The organism is Rhizobium sp. IY2 (assembly GCF_047532935.1).
GTDB lineage: Bacteria > Pseudomonadota > Alphaproteobacteria > Rhizobiales > Rhizobiaceae > Rhizobium > Rhizobium anhuiense.
Genome location: NZ_JBLKNU010000002.1, coordinates 151,052 through 166,337 on the forward strand (window position 1 = coordinate 151,052; position 15,286 = coordinate 166,337).

Here is a 15,286-nt window from a genome sequence, read left to right on the forward strand (position 1 = left end):
TGTTGACGTGCTTGTGATCACGGGCGCTCCTCTATGATGGATAAGGGAGGTGTGAACGCATTACAGAACCTTTAGGTACTATAAATAAGAAGCTACCCAATTGCAATAGCGATCTTTGGTAGCGCGGGGCGTGAGGGAAGCGGCCCATTGTGTACCACGGCGTCGATTTTCGACCCCGGTAAACCGTTCTCTGCAGCAGTCAGAAAAGCCCTTTCAATTCTGAAGGATATGCTGCCGGACGAGTTCCTGCAACCGCTCGGCTTCGCCAGCGGCGATGGCGTCGATCATCATGTGATGTTGGCGGCCGGATTGCTCGATACGGGCGCGGGTGCGCCATTGGGATACCGGGGCAGACGAGGTGCGCTGGCGGATTTCGGTGATCAGGTCGACCAGTTCCAGATTGCCGCCGAGGACAAGCAGGTGGCGGTGGAAGGCGAGGTTTGCCTCGTAGAGCTCCAACATCGTGCCGTTCAGCACCATCTGGTCGAAATGCTCGGCAAGCGTCCTGAGCGTGTCGATGTCCTCGGGCGAGGCATTCTGCACGATCGTTCCGGCAATGGCCGTTTCGAGGATGATGCGGATCTCGCTGACCTCGCGGGCGCGGCGGCCATCCGGCTCGTAGACATGGTAGCCACGGTTCGGCACATGTTCGACCAGCCGCTTCTGTGCGAGGCGATCGAGCGCGCGGCGCACTTCCGGGCGGGTGCAATTGTAGCGCCGCTCCAGATCGATCTGCTTCAGCCAGGTTCCCGGCAACAGCACGCCGGCCAGAATGTCCTGAAGGACAAGGTCCGTCACATCGCGCGTGTCGGAAGCCGCCTGCTGCTGGTCCATCACGACGTCTGCCATTCCAAATCCCCTGTTTCGCATCACCGTTAACACGCCCGATCGAATTTCTGTAGGCGTTCGAACGTCTTAGAAAAATGTCCAAAATTTATTCATGCATACGGATTGCGCAGAAAAATTTTGTATCCTAAATTGGCGCCAATTTTGGATACTATGCGAATCGAAGCCGTTTTGAAAGCCATGAAAAACACCGAAGCCGTCTGGGATATCGTCGAGGCTAAGCGCGAGACCTTCTTTGCGCTGAGCGATCGGATCTGGGACATGCCGGAGACGAATTACGAGGAGTACCGCTCCGTCGCGGAGCATGCGCGCCAGCTCGAAGCCGAAGGTTTTCGCGTCGAGCGCGGTATTGCCGGCCTGCCGACCGCCGTCATGGGTGAAGCCGGCGAAGGCGGTCCTGTTATCGCCATCCTCGGGGAATTCGATGCCCTGCCGGGCTTGAGCCAGGAGGCGGGTGTCGCGGAAAAGCGCGAAGTCACGGCGAATGGCAATGGCCATGGCTGCGGACACAATATGCTCGGCGCCGGCTCGATGCTGGCGGCAGCCGCGGTCAAGGATTTCCTGGCAGCAAACGGCCTGAAGGGCCGCATTCGTTATTACGGTTGCCCGGCGGAAGAAGGCGGCTCCTCGAAGGGCTTCATGGTTCGATCAGGCGTTTTCGACGATGTCGACATTGCCATTTCCTGGCATCCGGCGGCCTTTGCCGGCGTCAACACTCCTGTTTCGCTCGCCTGCAACGAGCTCAATTTCCATTTCACCGGGCGCGCCTCGCATGCTTCGGCGACACCTCATCTTGGCCGCAGCGCGCTCGATGCCGTCGAACTGATGAATGTCGGCGTGAACTATATGCGCGAGCATATGCCGTCGACCGCCCGCATCCACTATGCCGTCACCGACACCGGCGGTTCGGCGCCGAATGTCGTGCAGGCGCGCGCCACCGTCCGGTATCTCATCCGTGCGCGCAACCTGCCGGAATTGCTGTCGCTCGTTTCCCGCGTGAAGAAGGTCGCCGAAGGCGCTGCGCTGATGACCGAGACGTCAGTGCGCAGCGAAGTCATCAGCGGCGATGCAAATCTGGTCGGCAACGCACCGCTCGAAGAACTGATGTTTGCCAACCTTCAGCGCCTCGGCCCCCCTGTTTTCGACGACGCCGACCGCGCCACCGCCCGCCAGTTTCAGGCGACGATGAGCGCTGAAGACATCGCCTCTTCCTATGCGCGCTTCGGCCTGAGGCGGAAGAAGGATCAATCGCTCTGCGAAGAGATCTTCCCGCTCTATGCCGGTGACAGCACGATCGTCGGCTCGACCGATGTCGGCAGCGTCAGCTGGGTCGTGCCAACCGTGCAGATGCGTGGCGCGACCTATGCCATCGGCACCTCCGGCCACTCCTGGCAGCTGGTTGCCCAGGGCAAACTTCCGGCGGCGCACAAGGGCACCGAACATGCGGCCAAGGTCATGGCAAGCACGGCCATAGAGCTGATTTGCAATCCCGGCCTCATCGAGGCCGCCAAGGCCGATCTCAAGGAGCGCCTCGACGGCATGCCCTTCGTCAATCCGATCCCGGACGATGTCCACCCGCCGCTGCCGGAAAGGCAGGTGCCATGAGCCAGCCCGGCATCCTCGAGCTCATCAGCTTCGGCTCCGATGGTTGGGGCAAGGCGCTGCTTGCCGGCGCGTGGATGACGATACTGATTGCTCTGGCCGGCTATACGATCGGCGCCGTGATCGGCTCATTCGGCGCCTGGGCGAAAATTTCGGGCGGTCGCAGCCTTCGGATCGCCGCCGATGCCTATACGACGGTACTGCGCGGCATCCCCGATCTCCTGGTCATCTACCTCTTCTATTTCGGCGGCAGCGCCGTCGTCACGGCTGTCGGCCGGCTGTTGGGCGCCGAGGGTTTTCTCGGTTTTCCGGGTTTTCTTGCCGGGTCGCTCGCCGTCGGCGTCACCTCGGGCGCGCAGTTCACCGAAATCTTTCGCGGCGCCTTCAAGGCCGTGCATGCGGGTGAGATCGAGGCGGCGATTGCCTGCGGCATGGGCCGGTTGCTGCGCTTTCGTCGCATCATTGCGCCGTTGACGCTTCGCCACGCACTGCCGGGGATGGGCAATGTCTGGCAGGTGGTGCTGAAGGAATCCGCCCTCGTCTCGATCACCGGCGTTGCCGAGCTGCTGCGGCAGACGCAGGTGGCGGCCGGCTCGACGGGCCTTCCCTTCGACTTCTACGTCATTGCCGGGGCGATCTATCTGATGATCTCCACCGGTTCCGGCCTCTTTCTCAGGCGCGCCGAAAGGCACTTCTCGCGCGGCGTCAGGAGGGGCTGATGGACTGGCAATTCCTGTTCGAAACCTTCGTAAGCCTCATCTCCGCCATTCCGCTGACGCTGGAACTTGCCGCCACCTCGATTGCGCTCGGCGCCGTTCTGGCGCTTAGCCTCGCCCTCTGCCGGCTTTCCGGCATCATCGTGCTCGAATGGTTCGCCCGTGCCTATGTCTTCGTGTTCCGCGGAACGCCGCTGCTCGTCCAGATCTTCCTGATCTATTACGGGCTTGGCCAGTTTCCGGAGGTGCGCCACAGTTTCCTCTGGCCATTCCTGCGCGAGCCCTACTGGTGCGCGGTCCTGGCGCTCACCCTGAATACCGCCGCCTATGCCGGCGAGATCATCCGCGGCGGGCTTTTGTCGGTGCCCTTCGGCCAGATCGAAGCCGCGCGCGCCTGCGGCATGCCGCAATTGATGCAGTTCCGGCGCATCGTCCTGCCACTTGCCATCCGCCAGGCACTGCCAGGCTACAGCAACGAAATGATCGCCATGGTAAAGGCCACCTCGCTCGCCTCGATCATCACGCTGATGGAAGTCACCGGCGTTGCCGCCAGGATCATTTCGGAAAGCTATCGGGCGATCGAAGTGTTCATCGTCGCTGGCGCCATCTATCTCACGATCAATTTCCTGCTGACGCGTCTCGTCCATCTCGCCGAATATTGGCTGAGCCCGCATTTGCGCCAGCCCGCTCCATACCATCCGGTTGCGACATCCGTATCTCCACTTGAAGGAAACGCCCGATGATAGCGGCGAATGCTTCCCCTTCCCCGATCGCGCTCAGCGTCAAGGATCTGCACAAGAGCTTCGGCCCGGTCGAAGTCCTCAAGGGCATCTCGCTCGACGCTCGTGAAGGCGATGTGGTGTCGATCCTCGGCTCCTCGGGTTCGGGAAAATCCACTTTCCTGCGCTGCATCAACCTGCTGGAGACACCGAATTCCGGGGAAGTCACCGTCGCCGGCGAAACGATCCGCATGCTTCCCGACGCGAGAGGCGGCAGTCGGCCGGCCGACCGCAGACAGGTGGACCGCATCCGTTCGCAGCTCGGCATGGTCTTCCAGAGCTTCAATCTCTGGTCCCACAAGACCGTGCTCGAAAATGTCGTCGAGGCGCCGGTTCATGTGCTCGGCCGCTCCCGGAGCGAATGCATCGAAGAGGCGGAAGCCCTGCTTGCCAAGGTGGGCATTGCCGAGAAGCGCAATTTCTATCCCTCGCATCTTTCCGGCGGCCAGCAACAGCGCGCTGCAATCGCCCGCGCCCTGGCGATGCGGCCGAAGGTGATGCTGTTCGACGAACCGACCTCGGCGCTGGATCCGGAGCTCGTCGGCGAAGTGCTGCGGGTCATGCGCGCGCTGGCAGAAGAAGGCCGCACCATGCTGGTCGTCACCCATGAAATGGGCTTTGCCCGCGATGTCTCCAGCCGCGTCGTCTTTCTGCACAAAGGCGTCGTCGAGGAAGACGGCAGGCCGCAGGATGTCTTCGCCCATTCGCAGTCGGATCGTTTCCGGCAGTTCATCAGCCAATAATTCCATCAGCTCAAACGAAGAAAAGGGGAGCAAAACATGACATTCATTTCACGGGTTCTGACCGCCCTGTCGGCTACCGCGGTACTGGCCCTGTCAGGCACGGCGCATGCGGAAGACAAGACCTGGAAGACGGTGACGATCGCCACCGAAGGCGCCTTCAAGCCCTACAACTTCACCAAGCCGGACGGCACGCTCGACGGTTACGAGATCGAGCTGACGAAATATCTTTGCGACCATATGAAGGTCGAGTGCAAGATCGTCGTGCAGAACTTCGACGGTATGATCCCGGCGCTCAATGCCGGCAAGTTCGATGCCATCATCTCCGGCATGTCGGCAACGGCCAAGCGCGAGGAAGTGATCGCCTTCAGCGATTCCTACGGCTCCACCGGCCAGGCCTTCGCAACCTCCAGGGAAAGCGACCTTGTCAACCTGCCGGAAAAGGGCGAGGTCTTTTCGCTTGGCAGCAACGAAGCCGGGGCGATCGCCGAGATCGACAAGATCAAGCCGATGCTGCAGGGCAAGACGATCGGCGTGCAGACCGCCTCCACCGGCGCCGCCTTCGTCGATAAATATCTCAAGGGTGTGCTTGAGGTGCGCGAATACAAGACGACCGAGGAGCACGACCTCGACCTCAAGGCCGGCCGCGTCGATCTGGTGATGGCATCCATGGCCTATCTCACCACCGCTTCGCAGAAGCCGGGCAATGAAGACATGACGACGGCCGGTCCGCGCTTCCAGGGTGGTTTCCTCGGCCGCGGCAGCTCCGTCGGCCTGCGCAAGGACGACACCAAGCTGAAGGCGATGTTCAACGACGCGATTGGCGCGGCAAAGGCCGACGGCACGATCAAGACGCTGTCGGAAAAGTGGTTCGGCTTCGACGTGACACCGAAGTGAACGGCTGATCCTTCAAACCTCAAGCCCGGCGAACAGCCTCGCCGGGCAACCGTGGGCGCCCAAGCGCCCTATGTAACGACCCCCAAAAATTCTTCGGTCTCCATGAGTTCGAGCTGCACGGAAAACCGATCGTGCAGGAGTTCCAGTGACGCGTCATGCGTATCGTCGGCGCCGCTGCAGACGGCGTCCTTCAGCACGATGACACGATAGGCGAGATCGATCGCACCGAGCGTCGTGGCCAGCACGCAGACATCGGTTTCACCGCCTGTTATGACAAGCGTGTCGACTTGCTCCGATTGAAGGATCGGATGCAGGCGGCCGTCGATCCAGGGGGAATAGGTGCGTTTGTCGAAGTGCCTTGCCGGCGGAACCAGTGCTGCCAGCGACGAGGCCAGATCGATGAAGCCGCGGGGAAGATGTTCGCCCGTCATCATCCACCATTTGCGGTAATAATCCCGCCATTTCCCCGGCATGTCGTCGGCGCGCTCGGGTGGCAGGAAGCGGGTGAAGATCGTTCGGGACGGATGCCGCCCGGCCAGTTCTTCGATCTGCGGAGAGATCCGCACCATCCAGGGAACGTGCCACGGCGTGTCCTCGGCAAACATCCGCTGCATGTCGACGCAAAGGTGCCGCCACTCCCCGACCTCGCCCATCAGATCCTCCATCCGGTCTTCGGGCGTCAACCGCCGTGCGCGGCGAAAGTTCCTGGCGGAAGATCAAAAGCCTCTCAGGCGACGGCGCTCTCGGCTTTGCGAAAACAATCGAGGTCGCCAACAGGAACCGGTTTGGAGAAGAAATAGCCTTGGAGATCGGTGCAGCCGAGGGCGGCTAGAAAGTCGCGTTGATATTCGGTTTCGACGCCTTCCGCCGTCGTCGAGATCCCGAGGTTGCGGCTGAGCGCGACGATGGCGCCGATGATGGCCGCTCCGTTGGCTTTTGTGCCGAGTTGCGAGACGAAGGATCGATCGATCTTGATACGGTCGATATCGAAACGCACCAGATGGCTGAGGCAGGAAAAGCCGGTTCCGAAATCATCCAGCGAAATCTGAACACCTCGGCTGCGCAGCGACCTCAGCACGGTATAGACATCCGAATTATCCTCGATGAGCGAGGACTCGGTGAGCTCCAACTCGAGCCGGGACGGCGGCAGGCCGCTCTCCTGCAGCACGGCGAAGACTTCCTCGGCAAAATTCGGCCTTCTCAACTGGGCGGGAGACACGTTGACCGCAACAAATGTGCCTTCCGGCCATTTGCGGGCAGCCCTGCAGGCTTCGCGCAATACCCAGAAACCGAGGGCGTCGATGAGGCCGCCTTCCTCGGCGACAGGGATGAAGCTCGCAGGCGTCAACAATCCGCGCTGACTGTGACGCCAGCGCACCAGAGCCTCCGCGCCAGACGCCGTATATCCCGGCTCTGCACGATGTACCGTCTGGTAGTAGACCTCGAGCGATCCGTAGTCCGGCCTGTTCGCAAGCGGTTCGGATGGTGAACCGTCCGCGGAGGAGGCCGCACTTTTGGCCAGAACGTCCCGCAATTCGTTCTTGAGAATGTCGCGCGCATTCCTGCCGCCGTCCATGGATGGGGAATAGATGCGCCACTGGCCTCTCCCGCCCATCTTTGCCTCGTATAGCGCGACATCGGCGTAGCGCATGATGTCATCGGCATTCCGCCCGGCGTCCGGCACGACGGTCACGCCGATCGAGCCGCCGACCCGTGCGACGGCCTCGCCCCGCAAAAGCGGGAAGGGCTTGCCGAGTTCGGCAACGATCGCGTCGCATATTGCCGGCAAAACCTGATCATCATCCTTGATATCACGCAGAAGCAGGGCGAACTCGTCCCCTCCGAGCCGGGCAAGCGTGTCGCCCGGACGAAGCAGGGCGCGAATCCGTTCCGCAGCCATCCTGATGAGTTCATCGCCGGCGGCATGGCCGAACGTGTCGTTCACGGCCTTGAAGCGGTCGAGGTCGAGAAGTGCGACCGCCGAGCGCTCGGTCGAATTCTGCGTCTCGGCCAGGCACTCCTCAAACCGCATCGCGAACAAGGCGCGATTGGGAAGGTTGGTCAGCACATCATGCAAGGCGAGCTGCCTTGCGTGCAGCTCGCTTTTCTTCAACTCGCCGAGACTGCTTCGCAGGCGCACCAGCAGGACCGAGAACAGGATCGCGATCACCAGGGCGGCAATCGAAAGCGCCGGCATCAACCGGCCGATCACCCTCGAACCCGGAAGATCGGGCCGCCATACGATGAAGCCGATCGGCTCGCCGTTTGCCGTGGCGTCGATCTGGAAGGCAACTTCGTTTTCGTCTGCGTCGGCCGTGCGCGCGAAGCGCGCGCCGTTGAGGCCCTGTTGCCGGCTCAATTCGTCCAGCGCCGCACCGTCGATAAACCGCACGACGATCAGGAATTGCCGCATCGTCTGCCGTTGCCCCTCATCGGGTTCGTTGATGGCGACGACGCCGACGATCGTCGGCCGACCTTCCAGCCGCATCAGATTGGCGAGCGCTGGGTTGGAGCTGCCAGTGCTTGCAAGGCGGCTTTCCATTGAGGACGGTGTTCTCTCGTTGGAAACGGTGCCTTGTCTCAACCCAAGGCGGGCATCCTGAAGCAGCGGCAAAAACAGAGGCTTCATCCAGCGATAACGCTTTTCCGTTTGGGCGTCCGCCAGCATGAGCAGCTGCGCCTTCTCGTCGACGACGAAGGCCTGATCATAACCGAAGGCGGACATCGCGGTCTGGCTGATCGCGCTGCCGGCCGCCGCCGTCAGAACCGCATCGAGGCTGGAGGAACCTCCGGCCGAACGGGCGGCGGGATAAACACGGGTGAGATAGCCGTTGCCAAACTGGCCGATGACATGCGCGACTTGATCGACCTGTTCGCGCAAGCGGGCATTGACAAGGTGGCGCTGTCGATCAAGGGCGGCAGCATCGCTCTCGGTTCCCGCCCACAGTGCCGACAGCACGACCAGTCCGATCGCTCCAAGCCCGCTGACGGCAATCAGAAACAGAATTCTCCCCGAAGCAATCCAGGACTGCTGAAACGTGTTGGAGCTGGAAGGAAGAACGATGTGCAAGCCTGGACCCCTGAACACCACGACACGGGCGCATTGGCCGAGGCTAACAAAGAAGCGTTCACGTAGAATTAAAAGCTGCGGCGCACTATGGGCGAGATCGATACGCCCCAAGGAGCTCCCGACGATGCGCATATCCATTCAGACTATCGTGCGCGGCGCGCTGATGACGGGCGCGGTGGGTGTCTTTCTGGCGATCTCGCCGCTCGAGGTGGCTGCGCAAGATCGCATGCCGATGAGAATTGCCGTCGAAGGTGCATTTCCGCCCTTCAATTATCTCGATGCGAATAACAAGCTGCAAGGCTTCGACATCGATATAGCCAATGCCCTCTGCGAGGTCGGCAAGTTCGAATGCGAATTCATCATCGAGAAGTGGGACGACATCATTCCCAATCTCGTTGCCGGGAAATACGACTCGATCATCTCATCCATGTCGATGAGCCTTGAGCGGCGTCAAAAGGTTGCCTTCACTGAAAAATACTACAACAGTCCGTCGGTATTTATTGCCCGGAAGGATTCCGCAATCAGCGATGTCAGCCCCGCCGCTCTCAGCGACAAAATTCTTGGCGTGACGTCGTCGACGGCGCAGGAATCCTATGCCAACCATCTTTATCCGGACATGAAAAAGACGGTGTTTCGGTCTTCGCCGGAATTATACAAAGGCCTGGCGGATGGGAGCGTGGACATTATTCTCGAGGATAAGCTCGCCATCTACGACTGGATTGCCAACACGAAGGCGGGAAGCTGCTGCGAGTTCAAGGGGCCGGATCTGGTCGATATCACCTATTTTGGCGAAGGTGCCGGGATCGCGCTGCGCCTCGATGACAAGGAGCGCCTTGCGCGCCTGAACGAAGCGTTGAAGAGCATCAAGGCGGACGGGACCTACGACATGATCAACGCAAAATATTTTCCGTTCAGCATTCAGTAGTTCGTCACTCAAATTGTCATGTGACAAATGCGGAATGGCCGGTTTTCCGCCGGCCATCCCTGTCAGGTAAAGTTCCTCGGTCGCAATCGCTAGGCGGCTTTCGCGACCTCGCCGTGCGGATCGAGGACATATTTCGTCGCCGCGCCCTGGTCGAAGCTCTCATATCCACTGGCGGCATCGTCGAGCGGGATGACCTTGGCGTTGACGATATCGGCAATCGGCAGCCGGTCATGGAGGATCGCCTGCATGAGCTGGCGATTGTACTTGAGCACCGGGGTCTGGCCGGTGTGGAACGACTGCGCCTTGGCCCATCCGAGACCGAAACGCAGCGACAGATTGCCGTGTTTGGCGGCATTGTCGACGGCGCCCGGGTCTTCAGTGACGTAGAGGCCGGGAATACCGATCGAACCTGCGGCGCGGGTAATCTCCATCATCTGGTTGAGCACGATCGCCGGCTGTTCGCCGCCCGAGTGGCCGCGGGCCTCGAAGCCGACCGCATCAATGGCGCTGTCCACCTCGTTGGTGCCGACGACCTGCGCGATCATATCGCCAAGACGGTCGCTCTTCGACAGGTCGATCGGCTCGAAACCGACCTTGGCCGCATGCGCCAGACGATCCTTGTTGAAATCGCCGATCATCACGACAGCAGCGCCGAGAATGCGAGCCGAAGCTGCAGCCGCAAGGCCGACAGGGCCGGCGCCTGCGACATAGACGGTCGAGCCGACACCGACGCCTGCCCGCACGGCGCCATGGAAGCCGGTGGGCAGAATGTCGGAGAGCATGGTGAGATCGCGGATCTTCGCCATCGCCTTGTCCCGATCGGGGATTTTCAGCAGGTTGAAATCCGCGTAGGGAATGGTGACGTAGCGTGCCTGCCCGCCGATCCAGCCGCCCATGTCGACATAACCGTAAGCACCGCCGGCGCGAGCCGGGTTCACCGTCAGGCAGACACCGGTGTCTTGAGACTTGCAGCAGCGGCAACGGCCGCAGGCGACATTGAACGGCACCGAGACGATATCGCCGACGTCGAGCATCTCGACGTCGATGCCTTTCTCGATGATTTCGCCGGTGATTTCATGACCGAGGACCAGGCCCGGCATCGCCGTCGTGCGGCCGCGGACCATGTGCTGGTCGGAGCCGCAGATATTGGTCGAGATCACCTTCAGGATCACACCGTGCTCGATGCGGCGGCCGTCGGGCGCTTCCAGCTTCGGGTCGTCGATGTCGCGAACTTCGACCTTGCCCGGCCGGAGATAGACGACGCCTCTATTCTTGCTCATGGATTCCTCCCACTTGTTTGAATGCCTCGATCTGCAACCGATGCAGCCGATGGCAACCTTCCCTCCGGCCTGCCTCCTCTGCAGCCCGGTCTACAACACAGGATACCGCCGCATCGGGCGATATTCGGATTTTGCAAAAACAGATTGGATGGAGAAGAGAAGTGAACGCCCGGGTTTTGCCTGTCGTTCTGCTCGCGATCGCCCGCCGCAATCCGTCGATTTGCTGTGCCAAGAGCTGGTTTCCGGCTCCAGAATCTCCTTTCGATCCGTCTCGATATCTCTCCGGATCTCTATCCGGCGATTTCCTTGAGGATTTCAGTTCTTCTACCGCTGCGGAACAGCGCCGGCGTCAGGCCGGTGTCCCAAGGTCCATTTCGCCAGTTTGCGAGATAGCGCTTTGAACACCACAAGCAAACCACGACTGACGGAAAACAGCGATCAAGAAAACGACATGGGCGCAACTCAAAGACGACAGTCGGCAAGGTCGCAATGGCTCGCTGCGTAGCGGAAATAATTGATCCCGCGAATACGGCGGTTTTCCGGATCGTCGGGGACGATTTGATATGGGAGACTTAGGCGCGATGTGGCCGCCGGCTGCGGTTGACGTCGATGGCCGTATGCCAGAGCACGGCGCCGAGGATGATCGCACCGCCGAAAAAGGTGGCGACGGGCGGCTGTTCGGAAAACAGCAGCCAGACCCAGAAGGGCGTGAGCACGATTTCCATCGTGCCGATCAGCGCCGCCTCCGCCGGCGGCATCCGCTTCGCCCCGGCAAGAAAGAGCACCAGCGCCAGGGAAAAATTGGTGGCGCCGAAGGCGGCAAGGACGATCCAGTTGTGCAGGTCGAGTGAGCCGACCGAACCGAACGGCGCGAAGAGAACGAGGGTCAGGAAAGCGCTGACCACGGTCGGCGGCAGGCTCGGCACCTCCGGACTGATGCGCGGAATGATGATGACGAGCGCGAAGGACGCCGTCATGCCGAGCGCCAGCAGATCGCCCCACCCCGTCCCGCCGCCGATCGACGAGGCGACGATGACCGCGACGCCGAGCAGCGAGACGCCGCCGGCAATCAGCGTCCGCCTGGCGACCCTCTCCTTGAGGATGAGCCAGCCGAGCAGAGCCGCGATGAACGGCGCGGTCGCATAGATCATCGTCACATTGGCGACGGTGGTCATGTAAAGCGACCCGATGAAGCATCCCTGACTGAAGGTCTGGCATGCGATCATCGCAAGTCCGGACGGATGGAAGACGGAACGCCATTGCTGCCGTGAAATACCCCCCTCGAGGAAAAGGCAGGGGATCAGCAGGAACAGGCCGCCGAACAACGAACGCCAGGCGATCGCCGTCCATACGTCGGTGGTGAGCAGCCGCGAATAGACGCCGCTCGCGCTCCAGGCAAGCGTCGCGGCAATGATGAGAAGCACACCCTTCTCGTGCTCGCTGCCTGCGAGGTGTCTGGCCGGATTTTCAATGGTCACGCGGATATTCTCAAAGAAGGAAGTCGAACGCGGCTCTTTTCTGCCTCAAGAATTGACATTAGACAAACGAATAGTAGAGATAGCTATCATCGATTTTTTCTATGGCTATTCCCATGCACGAGCCGATTGAGAGCGACCTGCTGAGGACCTTTCTTGTCGTCGCCGAGACCTCGAATTTCTCCGCGGCTGCCCAGCGCATCGGGCGGACGCAGTCGGCTGTCAGCACCCAGATCAAGAGGCTCGAGCAGACGATCGGCGAAGCTCTGTTCGAGCGCGGCGCCCGCGGTGTGCTGCTTACACGCCAGGGCATACAACTCGTGCCCTATGCCCGCCGGATCATCGACCTCCTAAGCGAGGCCGCCGCGACGATCCGCAGCAAACCGCTGGATGGGCCGGTGCGCATCGGAATTCCCGAGGAATACAGCCAGACGGTGCTGCCGGCGGCCCTTGCGGCTTTCGCCGTACGCCATCCGGCCGTCGAGGTCACGGTGTCCTGTGACTATACCGTCCGCAACCTCGCCGCCCTCGAGCGGGACGAACTCGATCTGGCCGTGGTCTTCGACTGGAGCGACCAGACGAAAGGCGAGGTCCTCTGTATCGACCCGACCGTCTGGGTCACATCCATGGTTCACCGGCTGCACGATATCGATCCCCTGCCGATTGCGACCTATCGTAACTCCACCTGGTCGCGCGATTATGCGCTCCGGTCGCTGGAGCAGATCGGCCGCCATTACCGGATCGCCTTCATCGCCGATACCGGCTCGGGGCTGAAGAATGCCGTGACCGCGGGCCTTGCCGTCACCACGCTGTGTCGCAGCAACATTCCGCCCGGCTGCCGCGAGTTGACTGCCGAAGACGGCTTCCCACCGGTCGATTCCTCGAAAGTCGTGCTCCGGCGCAATCCCTACCGATCCAGTGAGGCAGTTCGCGAACTCGCGGATATGTTACGAGACGCCTTCCAGCCTACGTCGGTGTGATGCGGCGGCGCAGACGGCGCCGGGTCTCGGACGGGCTTTCTGAAAAACTCGCGCGGTAGCTTCTCGCAAATGCCGAGGCCGAGTTGAAGCCGGTCGCCGCCGCGATGTCGGCGAAGGAGGCGGTCGTCTCGATCACCTTGCGGCGCGCCGCGTTCAGGCGCAGCGCGAGATAATGCACATGCGGCGGCGCGCCGATGTTCTGTTGGAAAAGATCCTGCAGATGCCGGGCGCTGATGCCCACCCTGCGGGCGAGCCGCGTGAGAATCAGAGGCTGCTCGATATGCTCCTCCATGAGCTTTACTGCCTGCGCCACGCGGGGATCGTGCATGCGCAATCCCGCCGAGGCTGCCGAAAGCGGCTCATCGGCATGGAAGGACGGCTGCTCGTAGCGAAACAGCCGGCTGACTTCGAGCGCCAGCGAATAACCCTGCCGCTGCCGGATCACCTCCAGCATCAGGTCGACGGTTGGAAGCGAACCTGAGGTCGTCAGCCGCTTGCCGTCGATGACGAAGCGATCCTTGACCGCTCGCACTTGCGGATAGGCCAGCGCAAAATCCTCGTAGTCCTCCCAATGAACGGTCGCCGGCAGTCCGTCGAGCAGGCTTGCTTCCGCCAGCAGCCATGTGCCGGATTCGATGCCGGCAATCACCGTACGGTAGCGGGCAGCCTGGGAGAGCTGCATCTTCAGCGCCGGCGTAGCACTTCGGCGCCAGTTGTAGCTAGCAAGCACGAAAAGCGGCGTATCCTCGGTCGTCGCCTTGAAAGCGCCTTGGGCGGGCACGGCAATATCGCTGGTGGTCGGGACCGGTGCTCCATCCGGCGTCAGCAGCCGCCAGCGATAGAGCTCGCTGCCGGAAATGCGGTTGGCGCCGCGCAGCGGCTCGATGACCGAGGCGATCAGGATCAAATTCGCGTCCGGCAGGACGAGAAGGTCAATGTCGAGCCGTTCCGTCGATCGCTGCAGCAAGGTCGCCTCCGTCGAGTTCCGATAATGTATCGATTACTTCCGAAAGTGCAACGCATCGCCATCCATCCTGTCGCGTAATGCTGACAAGACGAGGGAGAACAAAAACATGCCTCTTGCGATGAACCGCGATGTTTTCATCACCTGTGCCGTCACCGGCGCCGGCGATACGGTTTCCAAATCCAGCCACGTGCCGATCACGCCCAAGCAGATCGCCGAGTCCGCCATCGACGCGGCAAAGGCCGGGGCTGCGGTGGTCCACTGCCATGTCCGGGATCCGGACACGGGTGCCGCCAGCCGCCGCAACGACCTCTACAGGGAAGTCACCGACCGCATCCGCTCGGCCGATATCGACGTCGTCCTCAACCTCACCGCCGGCATGGGCGGGGACCTGATCTTCGGCGATGTCGAAAGCCCCCTTCCCCTCAATCCGAAGGGCACCGATATGGCCGGCGCCACCGAGCGCATCAGCCATGTCGCCGAATGCCTGCCTGAGATCTGCACGCTCGACTGCGGCACGATGAACTTCAACCTCGGCGACTATGTCATGACCAATACGCCAGCCATGCTGCGGGCGATGGCGAAGAAGATGACCGATCTCGGCGTGCGGCCGGAGATCGAGGCCTTCGACACCGGCCATCTCTGGTTTGCCAAGCAGCTTGCCGAGGAAGGCCTGATCGAAGACCCGGTGCTGATCCAGCTCTGCATGGGCATTCCCTGGGGCGCGCCGGACGATCTCAATACCTTCATGGCGATGGTCAACAACGTTCCGCAGAGTTGGACCTTCTCGGCCTTTTCGATCGGCCGTAACGCCATGGCCTATCCGGCGGCCGCGGTTCTCGCCGGCGGCAACGTGCGCGTCGGCCTGGAGGACAACCTTTTCGTCGGCAAGGGCCAGCTCGCCACCAATGCCCAGCTCGTCGAAAAGGCCGTGCAGGTGGTCGAAGGCATGGGTGCCCGGATCATCGGTCCGGAAGACGTTCGCAAGAAACTCAAACTGACGAAGCGCTGA

Annotated in this window: 14 protein-coding genes; 8 read left to right on the plus strand and 6 right to left on the minus strand. The window is 61.5% G+C overall.

Annotation, left to right across the window (positions count from 1 at the left end; all coding sequences use genetic code 11):
* Window positions 1-213 precede the first annotated feature (213 nt).
* A complete protein-coding gene (locus tag ACMUVN_RS09430) occupies window positions 214-849 on the minus strand; it encodes a GntR family transcriptional regulator (protein WP_028757248.1) in 636 nt (211 codons plus the stop codon).
* A gap of 177 nt (window positions 850-1,026) precedes the next feature.
* On the opposite strand from ACMUVN_RS09430, the gene ACMUVN_RS09435 reads away from it, so the two are divergent.
* Genes ACMUVN_RS09435 through ACMUVN_RS09455 form a run of 5 tightly spaced genes read left to right on the plus strand, consistent with a single transcriptional unit; the run spans window position 1,027 to window position 5,580 of the window.
* Window positions 1,027-2,451: a M20 family metallopeptidase gene (locus tag ACMUVN_RS09435; protein ID WP_097622652.1), complete on the plus strand. Its 1,425-nt coding sequence runs from the start codon at window positions 1,027-1,029 to the stop codon at window positions 2,449-2,451.
* Window positions 2,448-3,167 (plus strand): ABC transporter permease, encoded by a 720-nt coding sequence (locus tag ACMUVN_RS09440; protein ID WP_028757250.1) that lies wholly within the window; start codon window positions 2,448-2,450, stop codon window positions 3,165-3,167. The genes ACMUVN_RS09435 and ACMUVN_RS09440 overlap by 4 nt, the downstream gene beginning before the upstream one ends.
* Window positions 3,167-3,907, plus strand: a complete 741-nt coding sequence (locus tag ACMUVN_RS09445; protein WP_097622449.1) for an ABC transporter permease — start codon at window positions 3,167-3,169, stop codon at window positions 3,905-3,907. Before ACMUVN_RS09440 ends, ACMUVN_RS09445 begins: the two co-directional genes overlap by 1 nt.
* Window positions 3,904-4,686: an ABC transporter ATP-binding protein gene (locus ACMUVN_RS09450; RefSeq protein WP_047612131.1), complete on the plus strand. Its 783-nt coding sequence runs from the start codon at window positions 3,904-3,906 to the stop codon at window positions 4,684-4,686. Before ACMUVN_RS09445 ends, ACMUVN_RS09450 begins: the two co-directional genes overlap by 4 nt.
* Before the next feature lie 36 nt (window positions 4,687-4,722).
* Window positions 4,723-5,580, plus strand: coding sequence for a transporter substrate-binding domain-containing protein (locus tag ACMUVN_RS09455; protein ID WP_028757427.1), 858 nt, complete (start codon window positions 4,723-4,725; stop codon window positions 5,578-5,580).
* A 68-nt stretch (window positions 5,581-5,648) separates the two neighbouring features.
* Here the strand turns inward: ACMUVN_RS09455 and ACMUVN_RS09460 are convergent, their stop codons facing one another.
* Both ACMUVN_RS09460 and ACMUVN_RS09465 read right to left on the minus strand, forming a co-directional pair.
* Window positions 5,649-6,233 carry a cysteine hydrolase family protein gene (locus ACMUVN_RS09460; RefSeq protein ID WP_028757428.1) on the minus strand — a complete coding sequence of 195 codons (585 nt, stop codon included), beginning with the start codon at window positions 6,231-6,233 and terminating at the stop codon, window positions 5,649-5,651.
* Between the two features lie 74 nt (window positions 6,234-6,307).
* Window positions 6,308-8,671 carry a putative bifunctional diguanylate cyclase/phosphodiesterase gene (locus ACMUVN_RS09465; protein WP_028757429.1) on the minus strand — a complete coding sequence of 788 codons (2,364 nt, stop codon included), beginning with the start codon at window positions 8,669-8,671 and terminating at the stop codon, window positions 6,308-6,310.
* Window positions 8,672-8,774: 103 nt separating this feature from the next.
* On the opposite strand from ACMUVN_RS09465, the gene ACMUVN_RS09470 reads away from it, so the two are divergent.
* Window positions 8,775-9,575 carry a transporter substrate-binding domain-containing protein gene (locus ACMUVN_RS09470; RefSeq protein WP_047612136.1) on the plus strand — a complete coding sequence of 267 codons (801 nt, stop codon included), beginning with the start codon at window positions 8,775-8,777 and terminating at the stop codon, window positions 9,573-9,575.
* A gap of 89 nt (window positions 9,576-9,664) precedes the next feature.
* Here ACMUVN_RS09470 and fdhA read toward each other — a convergent pair whose 3' ends face one another.
* Together fdhA and ACMUVN_RS09480 are read right to left on the minus strand one after the other, a co-directional pair.
* Window positions 9,665-10,855: a formaldehyde dehydrogenase, glutathione-independent gene (fdhA, locus tag ACMUVN_RS09475; RefSeq protein WP_028757431.1), complete on the minus strand. Its 1,191-nt coding sequence runs from the start codon at window positions 10,853-10,855 to the stop codon at window positions 9,665-9,667.
* A 572-nt stretch (window positions 10,856-11,427) separates the two neighbouring features.
* Window positions 11,428-12,333 (minus strand): DMT family transporter, encoded by a 906-nt coding sequence (locus tag ACMUVN_RS09480; protein ID WP_414815035.1) that lies wholly within the window; start codon window positions 12,331-12,333, stop codon window positions 11,428-11,430.
* 113 nt (window positions 12,334-12,446) lie between these two features.
* Between ACMUVN_RS09480 and ACMUVN_RS09485 the strand changes: the two genes are divergently transcribed.
* Window positions 12,447-13,310, plus strand: coding sequence for a LysR substrate-binding domain-containing protein (locus ACMUVN_RS09485; protein ID WP_097542547.1), 864 nt, complete (start codon window positions 12,447-12,449; stop codon window positions 13,308-13,310).
* Here ACMUVN_RS09485 and ACMUVN_RS09490 read toward each other — a convergent pair.
* A complete protein-coding gene (locus ACMUVN_RS09490) occupies window positions 13,297-14,307 on the minus strand; it encodes a GlxA family transcriptional regulator (protein WP_244604761.1) in 1,011 nt (336 codons plus the stop codon). The genes ACMUVN_RS09485 and ACMUVN_RS09490 overlap by 14 nt on opposite strands.
* A gap of 76 nt (window positions 14,308-14,383) precedes the next feature.
* On the opposite strand from ACMUVN_RS09490, the gene ACMUVN_RS09495 reads away from it, so the two are divergent.
* Window positions 14,384-15,286, plus strand: coding sequence for a 3-keto-5-aminohexanoate cleavage protein (locus ACMUVN_RS09495; RefSeq protein ID WP_414815036.1), 903 nt, complete (start codon window positions 14,384-14,386; stop codon window positions 15,284-15,286).

Bases quoted from the DNA above. Each gene is read 5' to 3' on its own strand.
- ACMUVN_RS09445 (WP_097622449.1), top strand. From the start codon at position 3,167: ATGGACTGGCAATTCCTGTTCGAAACCTTCGTAAGCCTCATCTCCGCC.
- ACMUVN_RS09450 (WP_047612131.1), top strand. From the start codon at position 3,904: ATGATAGCGGCGAATGCTTCCCCTTCCCCGATCGCGCTCAGCGTCAAG.
- ACMUVN_RS09435 (WP_097622652.1), top strand. From the start codon at position 1,027: ATGAAAAACACCGAAGCCGTCTGGGATATCGTCGAGGCTAAGCGCGAG.
- ACMUVN_RS09440 (WP_028757250.1), top strand. From the start codon at position 2,448: ATGAGCCAGCCCGGCATCCTCGAGCTCATCAGCTTCGGCTCCGATGGT.
- ACMUVN_RS09455 (WP_028757427.1), top strand. From the start codon at position 4,723: ATGACATTCATTTCACGGGTTCTGACCGCCCTGTCGGCTACCGCGGTA.
- ACMUVN_RS09495 (WP_414815036.1), top strand. From the start codon at position 14,384: ATGCCTCTTGCGATGAACCGCGATGTTTTCATCACCTGTGCCGTCACC.
- ACMUVN_RS09430 (WP_028757248.1), bottom strand. From the start codon at position 849: ATGGCAGACGTCGTGATGGACCAGCAGCAGGCGGCTTCCGACACGCGC.
- ACMUVN_RS09460 (WP_028757428.1), bottom strand. From the start codon at position 6,233: ATGGGCGAGGTCGGGGAGTGGCGGCACCTTTGCGTCGACATGCAGCGG.
- ACMUVN_RS09470 (WP_047612136.1), top strand. From the start codon at position 8,775: ATGCGCATATCCATTCAGACTATCGTGCGCGGCGCGCTGATGACGGGC.
- ACMUVN_RS09485 (WP_097542547.1), top strand. From the start codon at position 12,447: ATGCACGAGCCGATTGAGAGCGACCTGCTGAGGACCTTTCTTGTCGTC.
- fdhA (WP_028757431.1), bottom strand. From the start codon at position 10,855: ATGAGCAAGAATAGAGGCGTCGTCTATCTCCGGCCGGGCAAGGTCGAA.